Origin of the sequence: Pseudomonas sp. yb_5, from assembly GCF_043103865.1 — a bacterium.
GTDB lineage: Bacteria > Pseudomonadota > Gammaproteobacteria > Pseudomonadales > Pseudomonadaceae > Aquipseudomonas > Aquipseudomonas putida_Y.
The window spans coordinates 74,349-98,681 of record NZ_JBICKE010000112.1; the positions used below are offsets into that span (position 1 = coordinate 74,349).

General features: G+C 61.3%; 29 protein-coding genes and 1 pseudogene. 16 read left to right on the forward strand and 14 right to left on the reverse strand.

Annotation, left to right across the window (positions count from 1 at the left end; translation table 11 throughout):
* Positions 1-36: 36 nt before the first annotated feature.
* The 6 genes from ACF8GF_RS20970 to ACF8GF_RS20995 form a co-directional block, all read right to left on the reverse strand.
* A complete protein-coding gene (locus tag ACF8GF_RS20970) occupies positions 37-2,391 on the reverse strand; it encodes a tetratricopeptide repeat protein (protein WP_392487949.1) in 2,355 nt (784 codons plus the stop codon).
* 283 nt (positions 2,392-2,674) lie between these two features.
* Positions 2,675-3,481 (reverse strand): transporter, encoded by an 807-nt coding sequence (locus ACF8GF_RS20975; RefSeq protein WP_176684046.1) that lies wholly within the window; start codon positions 3,479-3,481, stop codon positions 2,675-2,677.
* A gap of 53 nt (positions 3,482-3,534) precedes the next feature.
* The gene (locus tag ACF8GF_RS20980; protein WP_176684047.1) at positions 3,535-4,068 is read right to left on the reverse strand and encodes a hypothetical protein; all 534 of its coding nucleotides are present in this window, start codon (positions 4,066-4,068) and stop codon (positions 3,535-3,537) included.
* Between the two features lie 79 nt (positions 4,069-4,147).
* On the reverse strand, positions 4,148-4,816 hold the full coding sequence (locus tag ACF8GF_RS20985; RefSeq protein WP_392487950.1) for a DUF3313 domain-containing protein: 669 nt from the start codon (positions 4,814-4,816) through the stop codon (positions 4,148-4,150).
* A gap of 47 nt (positions 4,817-4,863) precedes the next feature.
* Positions 4,864-6,126: an OmpP1/FadL family transporter gene (locus ACF8GF_RS20990; protein WP_176684158.1), complete on the reverse strand. Its 1,263-nt coding sequence runs from the start codon at positions 6,124-6,126 to the stop codon at positions 4,864-4,866.
* Positions 6,127-6,303: 177 nt separating this feature from the next.
* Positions 6,304-7,191 (reverse strand): MerR family transcriptional regulator, encoded by an 888-nt coding sequence (locus ACF8GF_RS20995; RefSeq protein WP_176684049.1) that lies wholly within the window; start codon positions 7,189-7,191, stop codon positions 6,304-6,306.
* 154 nt (positions 7,192-7,345) lie between these two features.
* On the opposite strand from ACF8GF_RS20995, the gene ACF8GF_RS21000 reads away from it, so the two are divergent.
* The 7 genes from ACF8GF_RS21000 to ACF8GF_RS21030 all read left to right on the forward strand — a co-directional run bounded on the left by ACF8GF_RS21000 (position 7,346) and on the right by ACF8GF_RS21030 (position 12,853).
* A complete protein-coding gene (locus ACF8GF_RS21000; protein WP_176684050.1) occupies positions 7,346-7,792 on the forward strand; it encodes a PAS domain S-box protein in 447 nt (148 codons plus the stop codon).
* 104 nt (positions 7,793-7,896) lie between these two features.
* The gene (locus ACF8GF_RS21005; RefSeq protein ID WP_209966531.1) at positions 7,897-8,319 is read left to right on the forward strand and encodes a nuclear transport factor 2 family protein; all 423 of its coding nucleotides are present in this window, start codon (positions 7,897-7,899) and stop codon (positions 8,317-8,319) included.
* The gene (locus ACF8GF_RS21010) at positions 8,316-9,071 is read left to right on the forward strand and encodes an SDR family NAD(P)-dependent oxidoreductase (protein ID WP_176684052.1); all 756 of its coding nucleotides are present in this window, start codon (positions 8,316-8,318) and stop codon (positions 9,069-9,071) included. Before ACF8GF_RS21005 ends, ACF8GF_RS21010 begins: the two co-directional genes overlap by 4 nt.
* Before the next feature lie 3 nt (positions 9,072-9,074).
* Positions 9,075-10,322, forward strand: coding sequence for an NAD(P)/FAD-dependent oxidoreductase (locus ACF8GF_RS21015; RefSeq protein ID WP_392487951.1), 1,248 nt, complete (start codon positions 9,075-9,077; stop codon positions 10,320-10,322).
* Complete coding sequence (locus ACF8GF_RS21020) at positions 10,319-11,128, forward strand: DUF1365 domain-containing protein (RefSeq protein WP_176684054.1); 810 nt, start codon at positions 10,319-10,321, stop codon at positions 11,126-11,128. Before ACF8GF_RS21015 ends, ACF8GF_RS21020 begins: the two co-directional genes overlap by 4 nt.
* Positions 11,103-12,365, forward strand: a complete 1,263-nt coding sequence (locus tag ACF8GF_RS21025) for a class I SAM-dependent methyltransferase (RefSeq protein WP_392487952.1) — start codon at positions 11,103-11,105, stop codon at positions 12,363-12,365. Before ACF8GF_RS21020 ends, ACF8GF_RS21025 begins: the two co-directional genes overlap by 26 nt.
* A complete protein-coding gene (locus ACF8GF_RS21030) occupies positions 12,365-12,853 on the forward strand; it encodes a DUF2878 domain-containing protein (protein ID WP_392487953.1) in 489 nt (162 codons plus the stop codon). The genes ACF8GF_RS21025 and ACF8GF_RS21030 overlap by 1 nt, the downstream gene beginning before the upstream one ends.
* Here the strand turns inward: ACF8GF_RS21030 and ACF8GF_RS21035 are convergent.
* Genes ACF8GF_RS21035 through ACF8GF_RS21055 form a run of 5 tightly spaced genes read right to left on the reverse strand, consistent with a single transcriptional unit; the run spans position 12,791 to position 15,882 of the window.
* Positions 12,791-12,973, reverse strand: a complete 183-nt coding sequence (locus ACF8GF_RS21035) for a DUF2256 domain-containing protein (RefSeq protein WP_176684057.1) — start codon at positions 12,971-12,973, stop codon at positions 12,791-12,793. The two genes, ACF8GF_RS21030 and ACF8GF_RS21035, sit on opposite strands and share 63 nt — an antisense overlap.
* On the reverse strand, positions 12,970-14,496 hold the full coding sequence (locus ACF8GF_RS21040; protein ID WP_176684058.1) for a cryptochrome/photolyase family protein: 1,527 nt from the start codon (positions 14,494-14,496) through the stop codon (positions 12,970-12,972). The genes ACF8GF_RS21035 and ACF8GF_RS21040 overlap by 4 nt, the downstream gene beginning before the upstream one ends.
* Positions 14,497-14,504: 8 nt before the next feature.
* Positions 14,505-14,810 (reverse strand): DUF6482 family protein, encoded by a 306-nt coding sequence (locus ACF8GF_RS21045; protein ID WP_021782287.1) that lies wholly within the window; start codon positions 14,808-14,810, stop codon positions 14,505-14,507.
* Positions 14,807-15,343 (reverse strand): DUF3833 domain-containing protein, encoded by a 537-nt coding sequence (locus tag ACF8GF_RS21050; RefSeq protein WP_003254010.1) that lies wholly within the window; start codon positions 15,341-15,343, stop codon positions 14,807-14,809. Before ACF8GF_RS21050 ends, ACF8GF_RS21045 begins: the two co-directional genes overlap by 4 nt.
* Positions 15,344-15,345: 2 nt before the next feature.
* Complete coding sequence (locus ACF8GF_RS21055) at positions 15,346-15,882, reverse strand: chalcone isomerase family protein (protein WP_176684059.1); 537 nt, start codon at positions 15,880-15,882, stop codon at positions 15,346-15,348.
* Between the two features lie 159 nt (positions 15,883-16,041).
* Between ACF8GF_RS21055 and ACF8GF_RS21060 the strand changes: the two genes are divergently transcribed.
* The 4 genes from ACF8GF_RS21060 to ACF8GF_RS21075 all read left to right on the forward strand — a co-directional run bounded on the left by ACF8GF_RS21060 (position 16,042) and on the right by ACF8GF_RS21075 (position 18,802).
* Positions 16,042-16,533 carry a DUF1543 domain-containing protein gene (locus tag ACF8GF_RS21060; protein ID WP_176684060.1) on the forward strand — a complete coding sequence of 164 codons (492 nt, stop codon included), beginning with the start codon at positions 16,042-16,044 and terminating at the stop codon, positions 16,531-16,533.
* A gap of 78 nt (positions 16,534-16,611) precedes the next feature.
* Positions 16,612-17,382 carry an SDR family NAD(P)-dependent oxidoreductase gene (locus ACF8GF_RS21065; RefSeq protein ID WP_392487954.1) on the forward strand — a complete coding sequence of 257 codons (771 nt, stop codon included), beginning with the start codon at positions 16,612-16,614 and terminating at the stop codon, positions 17,380-17,382.
* Between the two features lie 95 nt (positions 17,383-17,477).
* Positions 17,478-18,170, forward strand: a complete 693-nt coding sequence (locus ACF8GF_RS21070) for a DUF421 domain-containing protein (protein WP_392487955.1) — start codon at positions 17,478-17,480, stop codon at positions 18,168-18,170.
* 92 nt (positions 18,171-18,262) lie between these two features.
* On the forward strand, positions 18,263-18,802 hold the full coding sequence (locus ACF8GF_RS21075; RefSeq protein ID WP_392487956.1) for a type 1 glutamine amidotransferase domain-containing protein: 540 nt from the start codon (positions 18,263-18,265) through the stop codon (positions 18,800-18,802).
* A 56-nt stretch (positions 18,803-18,858) separates the two neighbouring features.
* On the opposite strand, the gene ACF8GF_RS21080 is transcribed toward ACF8GF_RS21075, so the two are convergent.
* The gene (locus ACF8GF_RS21080; RefSeq protein WP_176684064.1) at positions 18,859-19,383 is read right to left on the reverse strand and encodes a hypothetical protein; all 525 of its coding nucleotides are present in this window, start codon (positions 19,381-19,383) and stop codon (positions 18,859-18,861) included.
* 193 nt (positions 19,384-19,576) lie between these two features.
* Here ACF8GF_RS21080 and ACF8GF_RS21085 point away from each other — a divergent pair, with 193 nt between their 5' ends.
* The 3 genes and pseudogenes from ACF8GF_RS21085 (at position 19,577) to ACF8GF_RS21095 (ending at position 20,987) form a co-directional block, all read left to right on the forward strand.
* On the forward strand, positions 19,577-20,434 hold the full coding sequence (locus ACF8GF_RS21085) for a glucose 1-dehydrogenase (RefSeq protein WP_103444542.1): 858 nt from the start codon (positions 19,577-19,579) through the stop codon (positions 20,432-20,434).
* A 37-nt stretch (positions 20,435-20,471) separates the two neighbouring features.
* Positions 20,472-20,603: pseudogene (locus ACF8GF_RS21090) on the forward strand (hemerythrin domain-containing protein); the annotation flags it as partial.
* A gap of 126 nt (positions 20,604-20,729) precedes the next feature.
* The gene (locus ACF8GF_RS21095; protein ID WP_223271121.1) at positions 20,730-20,987 is read left to right on the forward strand and encodes a hypothetical protein; all 258 of its coding nucleotides are present in this window, start codon (positions 20,730-20,732) and stop codon (positions 20,985-20,987) included.
* Here the strand turns inward: ACF8GF_RS21095 and ACF8GF_RS21100 are convergent.
* Positions 20,929-21,870: a GlxA family transcriptional regulator gene (locus ACF8GF_RS21100; protein WP_176684159.1), complete on the reverse strand. Its 942-nt coding sequence runs from the start codon at positions 21,868-21,870 to the stop codon at positions 20,929-20,931. The genes ACF8GF_RS21095 and ACF8GF_RS21100 overlap by 59 nt on opposite strands.
* A 109-nt stretch (positions 21,871-21,979) precedes the next feature.
* On the opposite strand from ACF8GF_RS21100, the gene ACF8GF_RS21105 reads away from it, so the two are divergent.
* Positions 21,980-22,777: an SDR family NAD(P)-dependent oxidoreductase gene (locus ACF8GF_RS21105; RefSeq protein ID WP_392487957.1), complete on the forward strand. Its 798-nt coding sequence runs from the start codon at positions 21,980-21,982 to the stop codon at positions 22,775-22,777.
* Between the two features lie 151 nt (positions 22,778-22,928).
* Positions 22,929-23,936, forward strand: a complete 1,008-nt coding sequence (locus ACF8GF_RS21110) for a zinc-binding alcohol dehydrogenase family protein (RefSeq protein ID WP_176684066.1) — start codon at positions 22,929-22,931, stop codon at positions 23,934-23,936.
* Positions 23,937-24,055: 119 nt separating this feature from the next.
* On the opposite strand, the gene ACF8GF_RS21115 is transcribed toward ACF8GF_RS21110, so the two are convergent.
* On the reverse strand, positions 24,056-24,229 hold the full coding sequence (locus ACF8GF_RS21115; RefSeq protein WP_176684067.1) for a hypothetical protein: 174 nt from the start codon (positions 24,227-24,229) through the stop codon (positions 24,056-24,058).
* Between the last annotated feature and the right edge of the window lie 104 nt (positions 24,230-24,333).

Genomic DNA, 24,333 nt, shown 5'->3' on the forward strand with positions numbered 1-24,333 from the left:
AGGTAAATCTAGCCGCTCACCGCGCCCTCGCCAGCTTCAGTTTGTGCTTTCGTACTTTTGCCAATAAGGCTCGATGCCTTGCAGGCGTATATCGTCAGGGGCCGCTTTGCGCATTCTTTGCACATAGGCGTAGGCTTCACTGCGTTCACCGGCCAAGGCATGCAGGTAGATCAACGAGTAAAGCAGGTCGGCGTTGTCAGGCGCCTGCTTGAGGCCCTGCTCCAGTGCCACCAAGGCCTCATCCCGACGGTTCATGCGCGACAGCAGCAAACCTTGGTTGTAACGAATGCGCGCATTGCCTGGCAGCGCGACCGCTGCCGTTTCCATCAGTCCCACGGCCTCTTCGGGCTGGCGTCGCTCCACCAGCAGCAGGGCCAGCATGTACGCCAGGTTGCCGTGGTCGGGGGCCGATATCTTGTCCAGCGCCAAGCCCGCACGCAGTACCCTTTCCGCTTCATCGAGCTGATGTTCGGCCGTTGCGAGATTGGCCAGGTTGACCCGCGCCGGCACAAAGTATGGGTCAAGGCGCAGTGCCTGACGGTACTGTTCCATGGCTTCTTGCTGACGCCCCTGGCGGCTCAACAGGACGGCCAGGTTCAAACGCCCGCCAGGCAGGTCGGCATTGCCACGCAGCCGCGCCTCATAGTCCGCCAGCGCGGTGCTGAACGCCTCCATCGACTGGGCTGGCAATTGCGCCGTGGGCACATCCGCGAGCGCCCGCACTGCCTCATCGCGCACCGCCAGGGACGGGTCTTCGAGCAGGGGCAACAGCGGCTTGAGACGCTGCTCTGGTGGCACGCTCGAGAAACCAGAGGTGGCGTAGGCTCGCACCAAGGGGCTCGGATCTTTCAACGCCCAGCCCAGACTGATGAGGGCCTGGGGGCCCAGGTCGGCCATCTGTTCGGCAGCCGTGGCACGGACGATGGTTGGCTTGGTCTTGTCTGCCAGCACCGTATTCAAAAGGCTCAACGGGATACCTTGGCCATCGCGCACCGCCTGGAACGCCTCGCCAAACAACACCGGCCGCTGCGGTTTGCCAAACCACTGCTCGATTGCCTTGGCCGCCCAGGCCGGTTGCTGATCCTTGTGACAGGCGGTGCAGGCATCGGGGCTGTCGACCTTGCCGGCGAGGTCCGGACGTGGGATCCGCAAGCTGTGGTCGCGACGGGGGTCGACGACCATGTAGGTCTTGGTCGGCATGTGGCAACTGACACACTGAGCGCCAGGGCTGCCAGCGACATGGTGATGGTGGGCGGGTGTATCGTAGTCCTTGGCCTGCAGGGTGGCGAAGCGGGCAACCGGTGGATTGCCGTTGTGGCATTGCAGGCACAGCCCGTTGCCTTCGATCTTGACCTTGGTGGTATGGGGATTGTGGCAGTCGGTGCAGCCCACCCCTGCATTGTACATTTTGCTTTGCGTGAACGAGCCGTACTCGTACACCTCACCGTCGATCTGACCATCGGCGTGGTAAAGGCCACGGCGCAATGTTGCCGGGAGGCTCTGGTCAAGCTGCGGATGACCAGGTAACTGACCCACGCCAAGGGTCTGCCGCCGGCTGTGGCAGAACGCACATTGCTCGACCATGCCCTGACTGCCCAGCGCCTTGTAATCGACGGCCAGGCCTATGTCCTTGGCCGATGCATAGGCTTGCTCGGCTGGTTTGGTTTTATTCGCCCAATCGACATGCGCCTTGCCAGGCCCATGACAGCTCTGGCAGCCAACGTTCTGCTCTTTCCAGGTGGAGGCGAAGCTGTCCTGACGATCGTCGTAATGCTTCATCAAGCGAGTGGAATGGCAATCGGCGCACATGCCGTTCCAGTTCTGGTAGCGACCGGTCCAGTGCAAGGGGTCATCGGGCGCGAAGCGTTGGCCTGGGTAGAGCGAGAACCAGCGTTGCCCGCCCTCGCCCTTGGCTCTGCTGTCCCAGGCGATGGTCAAAGCCTGCAGGCGGCCCCTGGGCAGGGCAACCAGGTACTGCTGCAGCGGATAGTGGCCAAAGGTGTAGAGAATTTGAAAGTCTGCCGGCTGGCCATCCTCACCTTCGGTATTGACGAAGAAGCCACCCTGCCTACGGAAGAAACGCGCCGTTACCCCGGCCTCATCGAAGCGAGCATCCTTGAAGTTGCCGAGCACGTTGGCCTCGGTGGCATCACGCATGGCCCAACCGTGATCCGAGTCCTTCCAGGCCTTGGCCTGGGTAACGTGACAGCCAAGGCAGGTAGCGGTTTCCACATAGCCCTCGGACGCGATCGAGGGGGTAGGCACAGAACCCGCCTCATCAGCGGAGAACGCGATGCCCACTGGGCCAAACAGCCAAATGATCAAAACAGCCAAACAGCACAAGGCCTTAAACGGCAAGCCCAGCATATTGCCTTCGTTGCGACGCGCCATCCTTTAGCTCCGTGGTCAAACGAATCAGCGCCCCTTGGAGGAGGCTTCTGGCATGCCAAGTAGCGACGACTGCGTAATTAGGCTGTTGCCTAGGGTGCATGAAAAGCCTTTGGACGAAGGTCAGGCTGTTTTCAACGCAGCATCACCGAATATCAAGGCTCTTCATACAGAGCCGAAACCCACCGTTCGCCAACGACCGCTCGGACAGGCCTGCAGGCCACTGGTTACTGATCATAGCCGCAAACTGAAAATCCGCTTTGTTATTATTGGCTTACTGTCCGGCTCAGCGGGGGAACAGCAGCGTCACAGCAAAGCGAAAGCCCCAGCCGTCCGGGCCATTATCCGGTGAATCGAGCCAGTAACGCGGGCCGGCCTGGACGGTAATGGGGTGGCCGCCAACCTTCAATAATTGGGTAACGGTCAGGTTGAGCGGAATCGTCCAGTCTTTGGATTGCCAGTCGTAGGTGGACTCACTGTTGATACCAAAGGTGGTCAACGTACTATTGGTGTATGAAAGAAACGGCTGCAAGAAGGTCTGATTGACCTTCTCCTTTCCATCCGCAGGGCTGCCCTCCAGCCCCCAGATATGATTGGCCAATATGCCGTGCGTCCAACCGTTGGATTGCTTCAAGGCTACCGCGGTCGGCCCGAGCCCCCATTGTTCACTGCTCAGTACGTCGTTGCTGCCTGTTGGTATCAGCAGCGCCGGCCCTGCACCGAGTATCCAGCCACTGGCAGTGGGTTGTTTCGGTGAGAAGAAAAAGCTCTGGGTCACATCCCCCACGCCAGAGGTGTCCGCTGCTCCCCCCAGGCCGTGTTGGTCGATGACGGGCAGGATAGTTCGGGAAATCAGGTTCCACTCTTCATTCAGGCTGAAAGGCAGAACGGGCTGGATGTTTGTCAGGCTGCGCTTGCCATTGCCGCGCGGGCCTATTTTCTGGTCCCAGTTATATTGCACCGGCAAGCTGTACATGGCCGCAACCGGGTTAAGCGCTTTCTTGGCAAGCTCTGCGGAGTCTTCCGCTTGCCCTTGTCCGGTATGTGCCAGCAAGGCAAGTAGATAAAGCGGGTAGCCATTTCTTTTCGACATAGTATTACCCGTCAACTGAAAGTCACTGCGTTTCGATCGGCCGGGCTGTTCGGCTATCCGGTGTGATTCGACATCTCGGACTGCTTTGACGGTAACGGGCCGATGAACATGCGTTTAAGGCGCTCGCGACCAATGACGCGCGCCAACTCTGCGATGACGCAATACATGAATATCAATGTCATCAGCAAAATCTGAACAGCCCAGAAGCGAGGCCAGTTTATGGATGCCCACAACATCGCGTTTGCATCGAGCAAGCCCTCAGCCTCTTTCCAGTACTCATACAGACGTTCCAGGTAATGAACGATCAGCGCGACCATTGCATACATGAGTGTTTTCCAGACAACGTTCCAGATTAGCGGCTTGTCGGGAAACCGGTTGATGAAAGGCAGCATATCGGCAACCAGCACAGACTTGCCCAATATCAGAGCGGCGATCAGCACCGAGGCAGAGACAGGCAGCTCCACCCCTGAGCCCTTGATCATAAGTGCGCGAATCAGCGCAACGATGTGCAGAATCACGAAAAAAAACACGGTGGGCGGAAGCACTTTCAGGCATTCATGTTTGATTTTGAGCATGACCGTTTTCATCGGGGCCCCCTTGAAGCATTGCATTCATGCATCACATTCCGCTCCCTTGGCGCACCTCCGCGACAGGGGAACATGCGGGCTATTTCTTCAGCGCCTGGAATGAACTGACCATATCCTTTGCCCAGCCATCGAGCACGGCACGTGCGTCCTTGGCCTGCATGATCTGCGAGGAGTTGTCCAGTTCAGCGCCTGCACCTTTACGTACCACTTCGGCCACCAACTCATTGGTACTTCCATCAATGAATGCGGCCTCCGTGGCCACGCTGGTGTCCTGGTCGCGAATACCTGTAGCCGTACTGATGCCGGCGGCCACCAACGCGATCGGGATAACCTCATACGGGCGCAGCCCCTTGGTTTTGGCGCTCACCCCAGTGATCGCCGGGCGCACCACCAGTACACCAGGCCCAGGGCTCGTCGCCAGCGGCAGGACTGTGGAAAATTGGTTCTTCAACGCCTGATCGTAATATTGGGTTATGCCTTGCAAGGTTTGCTGCGGAATTTTCGCGGTGGGTTGCGGTTTAGGGTAAAACTGGCTGGGTTCGACATAGACGCTGGAAAACTGGTTGGCATTGATGCCAGGCTTGATCCAGCGCATGACCTCGGCACCCGAAGGTGATTTGTCTTCCTTGAGCTTGCTGTAGTCCTTCAGAAATCCGGAATACTCATCAGGCTCCACGTATTTGCTCGTGCACCCATGCAGTAACAGCGATGCGAGACAAACGGTTGCAATAAGAGACTTACTTTTCATGCAACTTCTCCTTCCACGTTGGAGCGGTTATCCAAGGATGAGCGTCTTCAGAATCGCCAGGTTGCACCGCCTCCGACGATGTGCAGGGCAGCGTTATCGAAACGGCCTGACAGCGTGTCGCCGGAACGCGCTTTGGTCTGCTCCACGTCCATGTCGCCGAGCCAGACCAGCGTGTACGCCAGATGCAGGTCCAGTCCTTCTTCAATCTGATAGTTCACCCCGGTTGCGAAGCGCCATACCTCGCCCATCGGGTTGTCCACGGTCCGGTCCTTGTCATCCACGGCCGAACTGTCATAGCCCACCCCAAAGCTCCAGCGCAATTGGCGGGTAGACTGGTACTGGGCGCCCACCGAAGCGTGCCAGGTGTCCTTGTACTTGCGATCGACCGTGCGGCTGACCCCGGCAGCATTGGCGTCCACCTCGACTCCGATGTCACCGAACTCGCTCCAGTCCTGCCAACCCAGGCTGCCCAGCAATGTCCACTGCTCGTCCAACTGGTGGGCCACACTGAATGTCGCGGTCTGCGGTACATTCATCTCCAGTTCCAGCGTGTCTACCGCCAGGCGGTTCAGGGCGGCATTGATGAGGGGATTGTTGATGTTGCTGACGTGCGGATTGTCTTCAAACTCCAGTTTCACCTTGCTGGTGTAGGCCAGGCCAATTCGCGTGCGAGGGGCGAGTTGGTAGAGCAGGCCCAGGTTCACCCCAATGCCGAAATCGGTGTCCTTGTATTCGAGTTGGCCATCGGGGCGCTCGACCAATCCCAGCAGGCTGTTATTGATGGCCACCTCGGTGCGGTAATAGCCGAGCATCATGCGCGGGCCGACGCCGACGGTGAGGTCATCGGTGAACTTGTAAGCAAAGGTGGGTTGGAAAGACACACCAATCACTGCTGCTTCCTGGGTGAAGTATCGCCCTGCCCAGTCATCGTCGTAGTTCAGTGCCAGGCCGAAATTACCGTACATGCCGAACCCGATGGCCGAGCGGTCATCGAGCTGGTGGCTGATGAACAGGCTGGCGCCCGGCAGGTATTGCAGGGCATTGCCGCCCTCGTTGCCGTCGAACTGGTTGTTGCTGTCGCGTGAGTAACGCAGGTCGCCAAGGATTACCTGCGCGTTGGCGCTGATCTGCGTGCCAGGCAGCAGGGCGATACCTGCGGGATTGCTCATCAGCACGCTGGGGTCGGTGGCCAGCGCCGCCGAGCCAGCATTGGCCAAGCCGTTGCTTTCCTGGCCGGCCTCATAGATGAAGATGCCTCCGGCTAACAGGTCGCTACTGTGGAGAGCCAACAGGATAACCGGTGCAAGCATCCACCCTTTCGCATGTTCCGCACGATGCGTACTGAAGCTTTTTACGAACACAGTCATTGCCAGCTCCTTTGAACAATGCGCCGTATCGGTTCAGCGTAGGTTTAATGACGCTTAGAGAGCGTAGACGCGGTTACGGAACTGTGCACCTCACCACCTTGGCAGGGCGCAGGGCAGAGATCAAAGGTCCAGCGCCCCTCGGAGCAAGGCGTCAAGCACGCGCGCGACGTCAGCACCATGCTCGTCCAGCAGGCACACCGGCAGCCCGTGCAAGGCCGCCTGCACACCGGCCAGCCCCTCGCCTGTCAAGGCCAGCGGACAAGCAATTTCCATCTGCAGCGAGCGCAGGCGCTTGGCCAAGGCAGGGCTCACCGGTGGCTGCAGCGCGATCACCAGTGCCGCAGGCTGCACCGCTGCACACAGCAGCGGGAGCTCTTCCAGCGGCTGCCCGCAGCCGAGCACGTCGATGCGTTGTCGCTCGCTGCTCAACAGCAGCCCGGCGCACAATACCTGGCATTCGGCTTGACCCTCGGTACCTGCCAGCAGTACCCGTGGGGCGTCGGCCTGGTTCATCTGCAAGCGCAGCAGCAGCCGGGCGCGCAAGAACGTATCGAGAAACAACCATTGGCTACGCTGGCCTGGCGCAGTGCCTGAAGCCAGGTCATGCCAAACCGGCATCAGCACGTCCCGCAGCACCGTGGCCTTTGGCAAAAGTGTGAACAGCTGTCCATGGATCGCTTCCAGCGCCTGCGCATCGAATGCCCTGGAAGCGCGCGCAACGGCGGCGCGCCAGTCGTCAAAGGCCGAGGGCTGCTGCACAGGCGCCTCAGGCTGGCCGGCGAGCCTGTCGCCAACCTTGCTGATGGGCAGGCCGTTGGCGGTCCAGCGCAAGATGTCGCGTATGCGCTGCACATCCTGGGCGGTGTACAAGCGATGGCCGCCCTCGGTGCGCTGCGGGCGAATCAACCCATGACGCCGCTCCCAGGCACGCAAGGTCACCGGATTGATGCCGGTCAGGCTGACCACATCGCGCATGGGTAGCAATTCGGGTGGGGTGGCGTCGGTCATAACGAGGTGTCATCCAGGGGGTGATACATTCTAAACCCAGATGCACCTTCTGCGGCGAGCCTCCTTGGTTCATCATGCAACAAACGGCGCCAAAAGCTTCTGCACCGGAAGCCTTTGGCGCATATCGCATACGAAATATCTGTAGGTGAGCCCCATGATCAACGCAAAACTCCTGCAACTGATGGTCGAACATTCCAACGATGGCATCGTTGTCGCCGAGCAGGAAGGCAATGAGAGCATCCTTATCTACGTCAACCCGGCCTTCGAGCGCCTGACCGGCTACTGCGCTGACGATATTCTCTATCAGGACTGCCGTTTCCTTCAGGGCGAGGATCACGACCAGCCGGGCATCGCAATTATCCGCGAGGCGATCCGCGAAGGCCGCCCCTGCTGCCAGGTGCTGCGCAACTACCGCAAAGACGGCAGCCTGTTCTGGAATGAGCTGTCCATCACACCGGTGCACAATGAGGCGGACCAGCTGACCTACTACATCGGCATCCAGCGCGATGTCACAGCGCAAGTATTCGCCGAGGAAAGGGTTCGCGAGCTGGAGGCTGAAGTGGCGGAATTGCGTCGGAAGCAGGGCCAGGCCAAGCACTGACAAAAAAACCTATACAAGACCGTTGACTTGTATAGATAAAGGCTTAGGCTTCAGTTATACCTGTACAACAACTCAATTTTGTACAGGATTGCCTGGAGCCCAGTATGTCTGCGTACCTACAGCAATTCGCCGAGCGCTTCGCCTGCCTCGATGGGGCTAGCCTCGACACGCTGGATAAACTGTACAGCGACGATGTCACCTTTCGTGACCCCCTGCACCAGATACAGGGGCTGCAGGCCCTGCGCGCCTACTTCCAGCAGTTGTACGCCAACGCCACCGATATCCGCTACACCTTCACCAGCGCCGACGAGGTAAAGCCCGGGCAGGGCTACCTGCGTTGGACACTGCAGTTTTGCCACCCGCGCCTGGCCGGCGGCCAGCCGATCACGTTGCAAGGCTGCAGCTGCCTGCATTGGCGCGACCGTGTGCATTTTCACCAGGACTATTTCGACGCCGGCGCCCTGCTTTATGAGCACCTTCCCGTCATGGGCACTGCGATCCGCTGGCTCAAAGGCAGGCTGGCATGAGCCGCTGCTGGCTGACCGGCGCCAGCAGCGGTATCGGTGCCGCGCTCGCGCAAGTCCTCCTGGAGCAAGGCCACCAGGTCGCCTTGGGCGGGCGCAACGCCGACCGCCTTGCCCCGCTGGCCGAACGGTTTCCTGGGCAGGCATTGCTGGCCATTGGCGATCTTGACAGCCCGGAGCAGGTCGCCGGCATCGCTGCGCATATCGAGCAGGCCTGGGGAGGCCTGGACATGGCCATTCTCAATGCCGGCACCTGCGAGTACCTGGAGCCAGGGCATTTCGATCCGGCGTTGGTCGAGCGCGTCATGCGCACCAACCTGCTGGGCGTCAGCTACTGCCTGGCGGCAGCACTGCCCTTGCTTCGCGCCGGCCAGCGCCCACACCTGGTGGTGATGGGCAGTTCGGTGACCTGGTTGGCCTTGCCCCGCGCTGGCGCCTATGGCGCGTCCAAGGCCGCGGTGCGCTATCTGGTGGAGTCACAGCGAATCGACCTGGATCGCGAGGGCATCGCGGTCACCCTGGTAAGCCCAGGCTTCGTGGACACACCACTGACCCGCCGCAACGATTTCCCCATGCCACAGCTGTGGTCTGCGCAGCGTGCCGCCCGGCATATCGCCAGGCGCCTGCCCCGCCGCCCCCTGGAAATCAACTTCCCCGGCCTTTTCACCTGGGTGTTGCGCCTGCTCGGGGCGCTGCCCGCGCGCGTGCGCCTGGCGCTGGGCCAACGCCTTGCCCGTCATGAACAGGAAAGATGATCCATGCGTATAGCAATCATCGGCAGTGGCATCGCGGGGTTGACCTGCGCCCATTTGCTGTCACGCAAGCACGAAGTCACGGTTTTCGAGGCCGAGCAATGGGTCGGGGGCCACACGCACACCCTTGATGTGGTCTGGAAAGGCCAGCGCCATGCAATAGATACCGGTTTCATCGTCTTCAACGACTGGACGTACCCGCACTTCATCCGCTTGCTCGACCAGCTCAAGGTCCCTTCGCAGCCGACCGAGATGAGCTTTTCCGTGCATGACCCGATCACGGGCCTGGAATATAACGGCCACGACCTGAACACCCTGTTCGCCCAACGCAGCAACCTGGTGTCCCCAGGGTTCTGGGGGATGATCCGGGACATTCTGCGCTTCAACCGTCAGGCACTGGCCGACCTGGACAACCAGCGTATCGATGCAAGCACCACGCTGGGCGCCTACCTTCAGGCGAACCGCTATGGGCAGCGCTTCATCGATCATTACATCGTGCCGATGGGGTCGGCGATCTGGTCGATGTCTCGCGCAGACATGCTCCACTTCCCGCTTGAGTTCTTCGTGCGCTTCTGTCGCAACCACGGCTTGCTGTCAGTCAACCAACGCCCACAGTGGCGGGTGATCAAAGGCGGCTCACGCAGCTATGTCGCGCCGCTGTGCCGACCGTTCGCTGAGCGCATTCGCCTCAACTGCAAGGTTTACCGGGTCGGCCGCGACGAAGGTGGGGTGACTCTTGTGAGCGCGGCCGGCACCGAACGTTTCGACAATGTGGTGTTCGCCTGCCACAGCGATCAGGCCCTGGCACTGCTGGAAAGCCCCAGCAACCAGGAGCGCGCCGTGCTCAGCGCGATCGATTACGCCAGCAACGACGTGGTGCTGCACACCGATACCCGTCTGCTGCCACGCCGCCAGCGCGCCTGGGCCAGCTGGAACTACCGCCTGGGCGGCCCCGAGCAGGCTCCCGCCGCGCTGACCTACAACATGAACATTCTGCAAGGTATCCAGGCACCGACAACTTTCTGCGTGAGCCTCAACCAGACCGCACTGATAGACCCGGCGCAGGTCATCGCCCGCTTCCAGTACGCCCATCCCCAGTACAGCGTTGCCGCGTCCGCCGCGCAAGCGTGCCAGGAGCAACTGCAGGGGCAACAGCACAGTTACTTCTGCGGCGCCTACTGGGGCAATGGCTTTCATGAAGACGGGGTGGTCAGCGCACTGAAAGTGGCCGCGCATTTCGGAGAGCAACTGTGAACAGCAGCCTCTGCCTGGGCTGGATCAGCCACCGTCGGCTGACGCCGCGGGCCCACGCTTTCCGCTACCGGATCGGCATGTTCTACCTGGACCTGGACGAACAAACCTGGCTGATGGGCCTGTCACGCTGGCTGGGGCGCTGGCGCCTGGCGCCGTTGTGCTGGCGCGAGACCGACTACCTGCCCGCCCAGACCCGCCAAGGCGAATCGCTGGCCCAGGCTGCACGCTTGCTGGTCGGGCAGGCGACGGGGCATATGCCCGAAGGCCGGGTACAGCTGCTCACGCAACTGCGGTGCTGGGGGCTGTCGTTCAACCCGGTGAGTTTCTATTTCTGCCATGACCGAGACGGGCGCCTGACCGCGATCCTGATGGAAGTGCGCAACACGCCCTGGCGTGAACGCTTTCACTACGTGCTACCGGTGCAAGGCGACCTTGCCAGGCCCTTCAGCGTCGGCAAGGCCTTCCATGTGTCGCCGTTCATGCCGCTGGACATGGACTATCGCCTGCGCTTTTTCCTGGACGCGCACCATGTGCGCATTCACATGCAGAACTGGCAAGGCGGCACAAAGGTGTTCGAGGCCGACCTCGCCCTGCGCCGCACGCCACTGGATGGAGCAGCGCTGCGCCGGTATGTCCTGAACTTCCCATGGATGAGCCTGCGCACTGTCTCGGCCATCTACTGGCAAGCGCTCCGCCTGTTGCTCAAACGCACGCCCGTGCATGACCACACCGCCTGCCAGGGTGACCTGGCGCTCGGCCAACCTTGCGAGGACCTTGATGATGTCGAATCCCACCCTGAGCGTTAGCAAGTTCGCAGGCCTTGCGCCACTGCTCGGCGGGCTGGCACGAAGCGCCGTGCTCGCCCAGTTGGGCAAGCTGCGTCACGGCCACCTGCGCCTGCTCAGCCACGGGCAGCAATGGAGTTTCGGTGATGCCGACAGCCCCTTGCAGGCGGAGGTGGAAATCCTCGATGACGCCACCTGGAGCCTGATCGCCGGCAATGGCTCGATCGGCGCGGGCGAAGCCTACATCCACGGCTATTGGCGCAGCCCCGACCTGGCGCGGGTGACCCGCCTGTTCGTCGCCAACCTCGAAGTGCTCGACGCGCTCGAGGGCGGCCTGGCCCGCTTGGGCCGCCCTGCCCTGCGCCTGCTGCACCGGCTCAACCGCAACGACAAGCGCGGTGCCCGGCGCAACATTCTGGCGCACTACGACCTGGGCAATGCCCTGTTCGAGCGGCTGCTGGACCCCACCATGATGTATTCGGCTGCGCGGTTCGAACACCCTGACCAATCACTGGAGCAGGCCCAGTTGCACAAGCTGGAGCGCATCTGCCAAAAACTCGAGCTGAGCCCTGAGGATCACCTGCTGGAAATTGGCAGCGGCTGGGGCAGCCTCGCTATCCACGCAGCCACCCGTTACGGCTGCAGGGTCACCACCACGACGCTCTCCGAGGCGCAGTACAGCCATACCCTGGAGCGCGTCAAGGCCTTGGGGCTGGGGCAGCGCGTGCAAGTGCTCCGCGAAGACTACCGCGACCTTCAAGGCACGTTCGACAAACTGGTTTCGATCGAGATGATCGAAGCGGTCGGCCATCGCTACCTGCCGGTGTATTTCCGCCAGTGTGCTTCGCTGCTCAAGCCTGAAGGCCTGATGCTATTGCAGGCGATCACCATCCGCGACCAGCGCTATGCCCAGGCGCAGCGCTCGGTCGACTTTATCCAGCGCTACATCTTCCCCGGTGGCGCCCTGCCTTCGCTGAGCGTGTTGCTCGACACCGCCAGCCGGCACACTGGGTTGAACCTTGTGCACATGGAGGATTTCGGCCTGGACTATGCCCACACCCTGCGACACTGGCGTGAAAACCTGCGTCAGGCACGCACTGCGCTGTCGGACCTTGGCTACGACGACATGTTCCAGCGCCTGTGGGAGTTTTACCTGTGCTACTGCCAGGGCGGTTTCGAGGAACGTACCATCGGCGTAGCGCACCTGCTCTGGGCAGCCCCCCAGGCACGCCGCGCGCCCTTGCCTGGCGGTGCCTGATGCCCAGCCGCTGGCTGATCGCCAATGCCCTCTGGCTGCAAGCCGGCTGGTGGGTCTGCGTGCTGGGCGCCGAACGGCCCTTGTTGTTGCTGCTGGTGATTCCTGGCGTGGCCGTGCACCTGCGCCTGTGCCCGGACGTCAACGCCGAGGTCAAGGCGCTGTTGCGCGTCACCTTTGCCGGGTGCGTGCTCGACAGCGTGCTGGGAGCACTGGGGGTGTTCGGTTTCGACGCCTGGCCCCTGCCGCTGTGGCTAGCGCTGCTGTGGTTGGTGCTGGCCAGCGGGATGCGTCACAGCCTGGCATGGGCCGGCAGGCACTGGCGAATCGGCGCACTGCTGGGGGCGCTTGGCGGCCCCCTGGCCTATGTAGGTGGCGCCAGGCTGGCAGATGTCGCCTTGCCATTGGGCGCGCTGGAAACCGGCCTGCTACTGATGCCGATATGGGCTTTGGCCCTGCCCCTGCTGGCGCGCCTCGCGGCGCGGCGCTGACCGCCGACATCGCTCGGAACAGTAGCGCACCTGCTCCCAACAGCGTGCCCAGCGCTTGCGCCAGGTGAACGGCCGGCCACACACCACGCAAACCTTGCTGGGCAGAAGGCTCTTTTTCACAACGCCTGCCCCGCATCGAGCCGCGCCAGCAATGACTGGCCACGTTGCCACACGGCATCGCGACGGCCAGCAGGCATGCCATCGAGGCTGCGATAGACCAGGGCCAGGCGCGGGTTAGCCGATAGCTGGGGGCGATGGCGAATGAGAAAATGCCAATACAAGGCATTGAACGGGCAGGCCTCCTCTTCGGTCACCTGGTCGACCCTGTAACTGCAAGCCTTGCAATGGTCGGACATGCGCTGGATATAACGACCACTGGCGCAGTAGGGCTTGGACCCCAGGTAGCCGCCGTCGGCGTGCATCACCATGCCAAGCGTGTTGGGCAGTTCGACCCACTCGAAGGCATCCATGTAGACCGCCAGGTACCACTCACAAATCTCGGTTGGCACGATACCGGCCAGCAAGGCGAAGTTGCCGGTAACCATCAACCGCTGAATATGGTGAGCGTAGCCCAACCGCAGGGTCTGCCCGATGGCTTGCGCCATGCAGCGCATGCGGGTGCGCCCGGTCCAGTAGAACGCTGGCAGCGCCCGGTCGTTGTTCAGGTGATTGAGCCCGGCATACGCCGGCATGCGCTGCCAATAGATGCCGCGCACATACTCACGCCAGCCGATCAGCTGGCGAATGAAGCCTTCGGCGGCATTGAGCGGCACACGCCCCTCGCGCCAGGCTTTGTCGACGTCGTCGCACAGACGACGCACATCCAGAAGGCCGATGTTGAGCGCCGCACTGATGCGCGCATGAAACAGGTACGGCTCACCTTCGGCCATCGCGTCTTGGTAGTCCCCAAAAGCCGCCAGGCCGAAATCCAGGAAATGCTGCCAGAGCTGTTGTGCCTCGGCGTGGGTCACGGGGTAGTCGAAACCGTCGACGCCCCCGTAGTGATCGCTGAAGCGCTGGCGCACCAAGGCCACCACCGCTGCCGTGATGTCGTCTGGCGCGAAATGCGCAGCGAACGGGCCACGCAGCTGCCGTGGCAATGGCTTGCGATTGTCGCCATCGAAATTCCAGGCCCCGCCTGCCGGGCTGCCGTCAGGCTCCATGAGCAGGCCGGTTCGCTTGCGCATGCCACGGTAGAAGTGCTCCATACGCAGCTGGCGACGTTCTGTAGCCCAGCGCCCGAAGGCTTCACGGGAGCACAGAAAACGCGTGTCGCGAAACCACACAAGCGGCAGCGCAGCATCACGCAAGGCCTGCTCCAGGCGCCACTCCCCGCACTCGGTCAGGTGGATGTGGGTGGCGCCCAAGGTTTGTTGCCATCGACGCAACTCACCCACGATGCTGCCGCTGTTACCCTCGGCGTCCAGCTTGACATAGTGCACCTGCCATCCCCGTTCACGCAGGGCCTGGGCAAAATGGCGCATGGCGCTGAAGATGAGAACGATCTTCAGCGGATGATGCGGTACGTATCGGGCCTCCCCCTCCACTTCCGCCATCAGGACCGCATCGCGAGCAGGGTCCAGGGACGCCAGACTTGCCAGGTCGAACGACAGTTGGTCACCCAGCACCAGGCCCAGGCGCATCGTCCGGACTACCACTGGCTGGTGAGCGTTACCGGTACGCGCAGCGGCGCAATGGGGCCGTCGCGCTGCCCGCACATCTCATCGTGCACCACCTGCTGCACCAGCATGCACGGCACCGGCGGCAGGTCGGCCAGCAACTGCCGCAGTTCGGTCGTGGAGCGCACGCGCACGGGCTGCCCCTGGGCATCGCTCAATGTCACGGGGCCGGCGTCGGTCAGGGCACGCAGGAGGTAGAAGCCCCCCTCCAGCGACAGCAGTTCAAGTTCCTTGGCTTCGCCGGTCGAAACCAGCTGGGTCAGCGCGTTCAGGTTCATGGTGTGCCCTCTGGCAGGCGGCGGAAGAACAAGGTGATCTGGCCAATCTCCACGCCCAGTTTGCTCATGCTCGAGCGGTTGATCAGGGTGTCGTCATCCATGAGGTACATCCAGTCGTCCAGGTCTACCTGCCAGTGCCGCCCGTCGACTGGCAGATCCAGTTGGTAACGCCATCGCAGCGCGTTGCCCGCCACTTCCCCACGCGCCTCGCCGATCACGTCCCCCGCTGTTCCCCGCCAGCGCCCGGGGCCGTCCGGCACCAGCGTCCAGGTACGCTGCTGGCGTGTGCCATCGCTATAGAGGAAATGCTCGTCGAGGATCAGTCGTTCACCTTCGCGTCGGCTGTCGATGCGCACATGGAATCGCTTGACCACCTCACCGGAACGCTTCTGGAACATCCCCCACGCCTGAACCGGGCGCGAGAAGAACGCCGCCAGGTCCAGCTTCGGCTGCTCCTGGGCATAGTGCTCAATACCGACATTGCCACAACTGCCCAGAAGCAGGCAGGCAGCCAGCAACAGCGCTTTGTACATGTTCAGGCTCCTCGGTCATCGCCAGCCAGCCCAAGCAGCCGCTGACGCAATTGGGGGTCTCTGGCCCGCGGGTCGAGCCAGATGGCGAAGAAGGCCCGGGCGAACACCGGATCGTTGATCGCGTGGCTCAGTTTTCCGTCTACGTAAAAGCGGCAACCCTGCCCCGGCAGGTACAGGCCCGTGATGCGCATGCCAGGGCTCACGTCCACGAATGCCTGCTCTATCGCCCTGGTCCATGCCGCGCGCTGCTGCGCCGTCATGCTGCCGCCATCCAGGCGTTGCATTTCCTTGAGGCTGGCCTTGACCAGCGTGTCCCTGGACAATGACCGGTGATAGAGCAGCTCAAGGGCGAACGGCTGGTTCCAGCCCTGAACCGGGCCAACTGCCCATAACCGGGCGGTATACAGCCGCAGTCCGAACCATGTGAAATCACCGGCGCCCAGCCGTTGCGCCGCAGGCAGCTCCGCTCGCCAGTCTGCCGCCGACGACATGGCGGCTAGCAGCAGGCACAAACAGGTCCAACGTGCGGGGTGCGCCATTCTGACCTCGAGGACTTCGGGAAATATTATACAATAGTAGACTCTTGTACACATATTTGCTGGGGCATGTACAGATTTCAATGCCGAGCATGCACATTTCTGCAAGCCTCGCGCCCCGTTATCGAACACCCATGAAAGTCGAGATAGAAGGAATTGCTCATGCTGTACGTCGTCATGCTCGGTGGACGCCACCCACGGGCGAATATCGAGGTCCACGACGTGGTGTTCGCGCAGGCGGACTCACTTGAACAGGCCTACCCATATCTGCGCCAAGCCTGGTTCGGGAGCCGAACGGGCCTGCACATCGACGCGTGGATGGAAGTCGACGGTATTGACCGCTACCGCGTCGCGTTCAGCCAGGTAGCGCCTGGCCCACATGATCCCAGGCTGTTCTTCATCAACCTTGGCGGCTACGAGCCCGGGGTGTTTGGCGAGGCACACCGCTACCTGCTGGTGGTGGCGAAGGACAAGGCCGAGGCCAGGCAACTGGGCAAACAGCGCCTGCAGGCAGACTGGCTCAAGCCGCATACCGACGCGGTACTGGACGTCGACGATTGCCTGCCGATCGACTGGGTGAACGACCGTTACGTGCACTTGATCGAAGGGCCCCATGCCGGCTTACGGCAGTACAGTGACTATATCCTGCTGTGAGCTCACCCCTGCCAGTTGCAAGAACGTTGGCGGGCATCACAGGACGAGGCGCCAGCGCCCAGCCAAGAGGACACTCCGATGAGCCTGATCAACGACCTTCACACACCCGCCAACGTGCTGGTCTGCGGGGCCAGTGAAGGGATTGGCCTGGCATTGTGCACGCAGCTGCTGGCGCGCGATGACATCGGGCTGGTGTTCGCCGTTTCGCGACGAGCCACCACCAGCCCTGCGCTGGATACCTTGTTCAAGGAACACGGGCGACGGTTGGTTCGCCTCGACTGCGACGCCCGGTCCGAGCAGGCACTGCAAACACTGGCTGCGCAGGTGAGCGCCTGCTGCGACCAGCTGAACCTGGTCTTCAGCACGCTTGGCGTGCTGCAAGAAGGCCCGGCACGGGCTGAAAAAGCGCTGACCCAGCTTGATATGGCGGGGTTGCTGAGTAGTTTCACAACCAACTGTTTCGCCCCTGTTCTGCTGCTCAAGCACTTGCTGCCGCTGCTGCGTCGGCAACCGATGGCCTTCGTCGCCCTGTCTGCGCGAGTCGGGTCGATAGGCGACAATCACCTGGGTGGCTGGTACAGCTACCGTGCCAGCAAAGCCGCGCTCAACCAGCTTCTGCGCACTGCAAGCATCGAGCTGAAGCGACTGAACCCCGCTTCAACGGTACTTGCATTGCATCCCGGAACCACCGACACCCAGCTTTCCCGACCCTTTCAGGGCAATGTGCCGCCGGACAAGCTGTTCTCGCCCGCGTTTGCCGCCACCTGCATCCTGGCGCTTGTGAGCCGTCACGGCCCGGCGCAGAGCGGAACGTTCTGGGCGTGGGATGGCACGCCGATTCCTTGGTGACGTGCACGGAGAGCGCCCGGCCAAGTTGATGAACCAGGCATGCGCGAGAACGGTCAACCCTTTATCTGAAACCGGCAGAAGGAAGGGTGGAACGAATGGTTTCGTTTGATCTGCAACGGATGCTGATAGGCGACTTTCCTTTTACCTTTCTGCTGGAAGTTGCCGTGCGTGTTTCAGCGGCCTTCCTGGCCGTGTTCTTTTTTCTGAAGTTCAGTGGCCGTCGCGGTATCAGACAGCTGTCCCGGTTCGAGCTCGTGGTCATTCTCACCCTGGGCTCAGCGGCCGGCGATGTGACCTTTTACGAAGATGTACCGCTGCTTCCGGTGGCCGTGGTTTTCCTCACACTGTTCATGCTTTACCGAGGAACGGTCTACCTCATGAGGCGAAACAGAACCTGCGAGGCCTGGATCGACGGGCTGCCAGTCACGGTAGTGAAAGATGGCATGTACGAAATCCATTCGCTGCGTCACATGAACATTTCACCGAATGAGCTGTTCATGGAGCTACGCCAGCAAGGTGTCGAGCACCTGGGCCAGGTTCGACTGGGCCTTCTGGAAACCGATGGCGACCTCAGTTTGTATTTCTACAACCAGCAAGACACACGTCCCGGCCTCTCAGTGCTGCCGTTCGAGCATCGCCCAGAGTACAGATCACCGCCCGGCGCCGGGTTGCATTGCTGCGTGAACTGCGGTTTTCCGGCCTACCATGAGCCTCACGACACCCTGGCGTGTTCACGTTGCGCTCATACAGTCTGGTCGCCTGCATTGGATACCGTACGCAACCGTTAGCCTGTTCTCCCTATACCGCCAAGCATCGAGCAGGAACTTTGCTCGCTGTTTGCAGGCCCTTATGAAAGGCCTATCAGCACGAGGAGAGAATGATGAGTGCAAAATTGAACGGCAAGCGCGTGGCCTTTCTGGTCACCGATGGTTTTGAACAGGTGGAACTGACCGGCCCGCGTGAAGCGTTGGAAAACAGCGGCGCAGTGGTCGATATCCTGAGCGAGAAAGAAGGCACGGTACGTGGCTGGAACCATGACGAACCCGCCGACGGGTTCAGCGTGGATGCGACTTTCGACAGTGCACAGCTTGACCTCTACGATGCCCTGGTGCTGCCTGGCGGTGTACAGAACTCGGACACGATTCGCTTGATGCCCGGCGCGCAGAAGCTGCTAAAAAGCCATGATGCGGCCGGCAAGCCGCTGGCGGTCATCTGTCACGGCGCGTGGCTGCTGATATCGAGCGGGCTGGCCAACGGTAAGCGGATGACCAGCTACAAAACCTTGCAAGATGACATTCGTAATGCGGGCGGTACGTGGCTGGATGAACCAGTGGTGGTCGATGGCAACCTCATTACCAGCCGCCAGCCGGATGACATCCCCGCTTTCAATGAGCAGTTGATCAAGGCATTGGCAGGCTAAGCCTGATGCTCTTCAGCGCGTGCTGGCCGCCCATGGCACCGACCAGCACGCGCTGGTCACGCCAGCTGGATGAAAACCGAATAGCTGCCCAGCAAAACCCAGAAGCACAGGAAAATCCAGGGCGTGCGCAAGGAAAACAGCAGCGATTTACGGTGCCCTGCCTGAGAGGTTTCGGCCTCGCAGAACAGCGGCGACTCGTCATAGGCCAGGCCCATCATCGGCTCGCTGCGCAGCAGGTGGCTCTGCTTCATCTGCCAGTGCTCGATAATCCGGAAGGCCGCGCGGATGCCAGGCCAGGCATTCAGTGTACTGAGCACGCCGAGCAGTGCGAGAAAAGCCGGCACCATCAAGGTGAACATCTCGCCCCAGCCTGGGTTCAGGTTGCCCATCGATGACACATAGGCAATCACCAGGAACGACTGGGCAGCAAGATAAGCGTCAGTGCGGTTGGCCAGGATGGTGGTCTCATACTGAATTTCGCGTCGATAGAAATCCAGTCGCTCTTTGGGCGTACCGAACATCCTCTCGCTCGTCTGGTCGATCTCATGCTCCGGCGTGGAAGGCGTGATGATTCGAGGCACTGCAGGCTCCTTGATAACGTGGGCCTCACCCATGCCAGCAAGCCCCGTCAGCGGTAGAGCCAGGCGGTTGGTAAAAATTCATTGGAAGTGGGTGCATCAACCGCTCGTCGCTCAGCACGAAGATCCACTTCAACACTGCCTTGGCGCGCCTTTCGAACGGAAATGAGCGTTTCAACCTGCAGGAGCTTCCAGCATGAGCGACTACCCTACCCCTCCATTCGCCTCCCAACCGCAAAGCGTTCCAGGTTCCCAGCGCAGGATGGAGCCGTATCCGGACTGTGGCGAGCAGAGCTACACCGGCAACAATCGCCTCGAAGGCAAGATCGCCTTGATAACCGGTGCTGACAGCGGCATCGGCCGTGCGGTAGCGATTGCCTATGCCCGGGAAGGCGCTGACGTAGCCATTGCCTATCTGAATGAACACGAAGATGCGCAGGAAACCGCGCGCTGGGTCAAAGCGGCTGGCCGCCAGTGCCTGCTGCTGCCCGGCGACCTGGCACAGAAACAGCATTGCCATGACATCGTCGACAAGACCGTGGCGCAGTTTGGTCGCATCGATATCCTGGTCAACAATGCCGCGTTCCAGATGGCCCATGAAAGCCTGGACGACATTGACGACGATGAATGGGTAAAGACCTTCGATACCAACATCACCGCCATTTTCCGCATCTGCCAACGCGCTTTGCCCTCGATGCCAAAAGGCGGCTCGATCATCAACACCAGCTCGGTCAACTCTGACGACCCGTCACCCAGCTTGTTGGCCTATGCGGCCACCAAAGGGGCCATTGCCAATTTCACTGCAGGCCTTGCGCAATTGCTGGGCAAGCAGGGCATTCGCGTCAATAGCGTCGCGCCCGGCCCGATCTGGACACCGCTGATACCGGCCACCATGCCTGATGAGGCGGTGAGAAATTTCGGTTCCGGTTACCCGATGGGGCGGCCGGGTCAACCTGTGGAGGTGGCGCCAATCTATGTCTTGCTGGGGTCCGATGAAGCCAGCTACATCTCGGGTTCGCGCTACGCCGTGACAGGGGGCAAACCTATTCTGTGAAAGTGCTGCCGGGGCCTGCTGACGCGGGCCTCGGTGCCACATCGAGGAAGAGGAAGAAGAGCTCTTCCCCACCGCGAAAAAACTGCTCGGAAAAGACCAACTGGAAGAGCTGGGGCTCGCCATGCAAGCCCAGAAAAAACTGCTGAAGGGTGAGCAACGGGCCGCGTGAATCAAAGGCGCCAGGCCAGGTCGGGCACGATCGACCCGCCCTGGTGCCATGGGTTAATGTTGGGGACTCGCTTCGATGGAGAGCTGGATCGACTTGCTGGAGTGGCCGGCCATGCTGGTCACGGTGGTGGCAGCCTGGTGCATCGGGTCGCACCGCCCAGGACGGCGCATGGTGGGCTTCTGCTGTTTTATCGCCAGCAACATACTGTGGTCAGTCTGGGGGTGGCATGCCCAGGCCTGGGCTTTGATTGTGCTGCAGCTTGTGTTGTGCGTCATGAACCTGAGGGGATGGCGCAAGAATAAAAGCGCTTCAACGAAAGCGCAGGTCACACTTGCCGAGCATCCCTTCGCACCGCCTGAGGAGGGACGCCAAACCCACGGATGAACACCTCGCGCATGTGCCGGCGGTCCCTGAACCCGGTTTCCTTGGCCACCACCTCCAGGCTGTGCCGGCTCTGCTCGATCATCAGCCGGGCAGCCTCGAGCCGCAGGCCCTCGATGGCCTTGGCGGGTGATTGCCCGGTCTCGGCAGTGAATACACGGGTGAACTGCCGCGGGCTCAGGTGCGCCACCTGGGCCAGTTCTTCCACGCTCAATGGGCGGCTGAGGTGGCCGCGCGCGTAATCCAGCGCGCTCTGGATACGGTCAGTCCTGGGCGACAGCGACAATAACTCGGAATGTTGGGACTGCCCACCAGAACGGCGTTGATGCATGACCATCTTGTGCGCCACCGACCTGGCTATCTCGTTGCCCAGATCCTTTTCCACCATGCCCAGGGCCATGTCCAGGGCGGCGGTCATCCCGGCGGACGTCCATATCGACCCATCGACGATGAAGATCCGGTCTTCCTCGACGTCGATCTTCGGATGTAACTCACGCAACTTGTTCGCGTAGGCCCAGTGGGTTGTAGCACGCCGCCCATCCAGCACCCCGGCCTGCGCCAGTACGAAACAGCCGGTGCAAAGGCCCGCAGTGCGCCGCGCAGCGTCGACGAAGCCCCGCACGCTGTCCAGCACCTCTTCACCGGGCGACGTCAACGGCGTCAGCGTACCCGTCACCATCCAGGTGTCGGCCAGGCCAGGGGCGGCCAAAGGTAGCGTCTCGACAGACATCCCCAACGAGGAGCGCACCGTGCCGCCACCGACAGAAAAGTTCTCGAGCCTGTAAACCGCTTTGCCGGCGACAAGGTTGGCAAACTCGAACACGGTTTGCGTTGCCAGGGACATGATTTGAAAGCCTTCGGTTAACAAATAGCCGACCCGGTGCATGGTTGAACCCCACTGAGCAATGTCCTGAAACACTACCATATACGTCCTTTAAGACAATAACCGTCTTCTGCATCATGGCTCCACCCACTCAAAGCAACGGAGTATCACCATGGCACAGGCATTCAAAGGCACCGCGCTTGTCACCGGCGCTTCCACCGGCATCGGTTCGCTCTACGCAGAGCAGTTGGCACGCCGCGGTTATGACTTGGTACTGGTGGCCCGCAACCGGGAACGCCTCAACGCATTGGCGGGCCGGCTCACCACCGAAACCCGGCAGAACGTGGAAGTGCTCCCGGCCGACCTGGCCAATACAGATGACCTTGCCAAGGTAGAACGCAAACTGCGCGAAGATGCCAGCATCAGCATGCTGGTGAACAACGCCGGCATCGGCACCCATACCAGCCTGCTGGAAAGCGATGTCGAGCGCATGGCCGAAATGATCAGCCTGAACGTGACCGCCCTCACCCGCCTGACCTATGCGGCTGTACCTGGCTTTGTGGCGCGTGAGCGGGGGGCGATCATCAATATCTCGTCCATCGTCAGCCTGGCGCCAGAACTGCTCAACGGCGTCTACGGCGGCAGCAAGGCGTACGTCACTGCGTTCACCCAGTCCTTGAACAAGGAGCTGGCAGGCAAGGGGGTGCAGGTGCAGGCGGTACTGCCCGGGGCCACCGCCACTGACTTCTGGCAAATCGGCGGCTTACCGGTCGAAAACCTCGACCCCGGCATCGTGATGTCGGCCCAGGACTTGGTGGACGGTGCGCTGCAGGACTTCGACAACGGGGTGCTGATCTCCTTGCCGTCAATGCAAGATCTGCAAGCCTTCGACCAATACGAAGCTGCCCGCCAGGCCTTGTTCGGCCAATTGTCCAGCAACCAGCTTGCACCGCGGTACAGCGCCAGCTGACGGTTGCGCGTGAGGCGCTTAAGCTTGGTAACGAGCGCCTCACACCATTTTCACTGAAGGAGAGAAAGTCTTGCGCTATTTGGCCAGTTTATCGCCTTAATCGAAACGACTAGCCTGAGCTCACTTTTCCCCTACCCAAGAGGTTGCGCCAATGAAGGCTGTCGTTTACACCCAACCCGGTTTGCCGATCCAGGACCCGCAGTCGTTGTATGACGCGCAGTTGCCCGAACCCAAGACGGGAGCCCGGGATCTGCTGGTCGAGGTAAAGGCCATTGCTGTCAACCCGGTCGACACGAAAATCCGCGCGAGCCGCGGCGGTGAGCAACCACAGGTTCTCGGCTGGGATGCGGTTGGCGTTGTTCGCGAGGTTGGGCCAGAGGTCACGCTGTTCCAACCTGGCGATGAGGTTTTCTACGCCGGTGCCATCGACCGTGCTGGCAGCTACAGTGAGCGCCATGTGGTGGACGAGCGTATCGTCGGACACAAGCCCCGCAGCCTGGACAATGCCAGTGCCGCAGCCCTGCCCCTCACCTCCATCACCGCATGGGAGCTGCTGTTCGACCGCCTGGGTGTTGAAGAAAACGGGGGCCAGGGCCAAAGCCTTCTGGTGATCGGAGCCGCCGGCGGGGTGGGCTCGATCCTGGTCCAGCTCGCCAGCAAACTCACGCAGCTGGTTGTCATCGGCACCGCTTCAAGGCCTGAAACCCAGGCCTGGGTCAAGGAACTGGGGGCACATCATGTCATCGATCACACCAAACCGATCCCCCATCAACTGGAAGCGCTCAAGTTGAACCCGGTCGATCATGTGATCAGCCTGACCCATACCGACACCTACCTCCCCCAACTGGTCGAAGTGCTACGTCCACAAGGCAAGCTCGCGTTGATCGACGACCCGGCACAACTGGATGTCATGCCGCTCAAGCGCAAATCCCTTTCCCTGCACTGGGAGCTCATGTTCACGCGTTCGCTGTACCAGACCGAGGACATGATCAAGCAGCATCAACTACTCGATCGCATTTCACAGCTGGTCGATGATGGCGTGCTCAAGACTACCCTCGGTGAGCACTACGGCACCATCAACGCCGAGCACCTCAAACGCGCTCACGCCTTGATCGAGAGCGGGAAAGCACGCGGCAAGATTGTTCTGGAAGGTTTCTGATCGCGTTCCGGTTCCGAGGCAAGGCTCAGCTTTCATGACCACCCCGGACTCCGCCTCGCGAATGCACAAGCCGTGAACCATCACCTGAAAGGAACGTTTCACGGCGGCTGCCGGCATCCTCAAGGCTTTACAGTGCGCCCTTTTTTCCACTGCGCTCTGGAGACACCTTCAGAGTAACCGGTGACACCGATCGCAACCTGCTGAATGCGGCCGCCATGCTGAAGGAAGGCCTCGACCTGCTCGCAGATGCGCACATGGGCTTTTTGGGCCGCGTTGGGGTACGTCTGGGACATGTTGGCATCTCGGTTATGAGCCACTGAACGACAGTCACCCGAGCAGGCACTATACACCCTGCATTGCCATCAGGGCCTGAAGCCTGCCAAAACCCTAATGCCAG

Excerpts from the sequence above, each read along its gene's own strand:
- ACF8GF_RS20970 (WP_392487949.1), bottom strand. The coding sequence starts at position 2,391 with ATGGCGCGTCGCAACGAAGGCAATATGCTGGGCTTGCCGTTTAAGGCC.
- ACF8GF_RS20975 (WP_176684046.1), bottom strand. The coding sequence starts at position 3,481 with ATGTCGAAAAGAAATGGCTACCCGCTTTATCTACTTGCCTTGCTGGCA.
- ACF8GF_RS20980 (WP_176684047.1), bottom strand. The coding sequence starts at position 4,068 with ATGAAAACGGTCATGCTCAAAATCAAACATGAATGCCTGAAAGTGCTT.
- ACF8GF_RS20985 (WP_392487950.1), bottom strand. The coding sequence starts at position 4,816 with ATGAAAAGTAAGTCTCTTATTGCAACCGTTTGTCTCGCATCGCTGTTA.
- ACF8GF_RS20990 (WP_176684158.1), bottom strand. The coding sequence starts at position 6,126 with ATGCTTGCACCGGTTATCCTGTTGGCTCTCCACAGTAGCGACCTGTTA.
- ACF8GF_RS20995 (WP_176684049.1), bottom strand. The coding sequence starts at position 7,191 with ATGACCGACGCCACCCCACCCGAATTGCTACCCATGCGCGATGTGGTC.
- ACF8GF_RS21000 (WP_176684050.1), top strand. The coding sequence starts at position 7,346 with ATGATCAACGCAAAACTCCTGCAACTGATGGTCGAACATTCCAACGAT.
- ACF8GF_RS21005 (WP_209966531.1), top strand. The coding sequence starts at position 7,897 with ATGTCTGCGTACCTACAGCAATTCGCCGAGCGCTTCGCCTGCCTCGAT.
- ACF8GF_RS21010 (WP_176684052.1), top strand. The coding sequence starts at position 8,316 with ATGAGCCGCTGCTGGCTGACCGGCGCCAGCAGCGGTATCGGTGCCGCG.
- ACF8GF_RS21015 (WP_392487951.1), top strand. The coding sequence starts at position 9,075 with ATGCGTATAGCAATCATCGGCAGTGGCATCGCGGGGTTGACCTGCGCC.
- ACF8GF_RS21025 (WP_392487952.1), top strand. The coding sequence starts at position 11,103 with ATGTCGAATCCCACCCTGAGCGTTAGCAAGTTCGCAGGCCTTGCGCCA.
- ACF8GF_RS21030 (WP_392487953.1), top strand. The coding sequence starts at position 12,365 with ATGCCCAGCCGCTGGCTGATCGCCAATGCCCTCTGGCTGCAAGCCGGC.
- ACF8GF_RS21040 (WP_176684058.1), bottom strand. The coding sequence starts at position 14,496 with ATGCGCCTGGGCCTGGTGCTGGGTGACCAACTGTCGTTCGACCTGGCA.
- ACF8GF_RS21045 (WP_021782287.1), bottom strand. The coding sequence starts at position 14,810 with ATGAACCTGAACGCGCTGACCCAGCTGGTTTCGACCGGCGAAGCCAAG.
- ACF8GF_RS21050 (WP_003254010.1), bottom strand. The coding sequence starts at position 15,343 with ATGTACAAAGCGCTGTTGCTGGCTGCCTGCCTGCTTCTGGGCAGTTGT.
- ACF8GF_RS21055 (WP_176684059.1), bottom strand. The coding sequence starts at position 15,882 with ATGGCGCACCCCGCACGTTGGACCTGTTTGTGCCTGCTGCTAGCCGCC.
- ACF8GF_RS21060 (WP_176684060.1), top strand. The coding sequence starts at position 16,042 with ATGCTGTACGTCGTCATGCTCGGTGGACGCCACCCACGGGCGAATATC.
- ACF8GF_RS21065 (WP_392487954.1), top strand. The coding sequence starts at position 16,612 with ATGAGCCTGATCAACGACCTTCACACACCCGCCAACGTGCTGGTCTGC.
- ACF8GF_RS21070 (WP_392487955.1), top strand. The coding sequence starts at position 17,478 with ATGGTTTCGTTTGATCTGCAACGGATGCTGATAGGCGACTTTCCTTTT.
- ACF8GF_RS21075 (WP_392487956.1), top strand. The coding sequence starts at position 18,263 with ATGAGTGCAAAATTGAACGGCAAGCGCGTGGCCTTTCTGGTCACCGAT.
- ACF8GF_RS21085 (WP_103444542.1), top strand. The coding sequence starts at position 19,577 with ATGAGCGACTACCCTACCCCTCCATTCGCCTCCCAACCGCAAAGCGTT.
- ACF8GF_RS21100 (WP_176684159.1), bottom strand. The coding sequence starts at position 21,870 with ATGCACCGGGTCGGCTATTTGTTAACCGAAGGCTTTCAAATCATGTCC.
- ACF8GF_RS21105 (WP_392487957.1), top strand. The coding sequence starts at position 21,980 with ATGGCACAGGCATTCAAAGGCACCGCGCTTGTCACCGGCGCTTCCACC.
- ACF8GF_RS21110 (WP_176684066.1), top strand. The coding sequence starts at position 22,929 with ATGAAGGCTGTCGTTTACACCCAACCCGGTTTGCCGATCCAGGACCCG.
- ACF8GF_RS21115 (WP_176684067.1), bottom strand. The coding sequence starts at position 24,229 with ATGTCCCAGACGTACCCCAACGCGGCCCAAAAAGCCCATGTGCGCATC.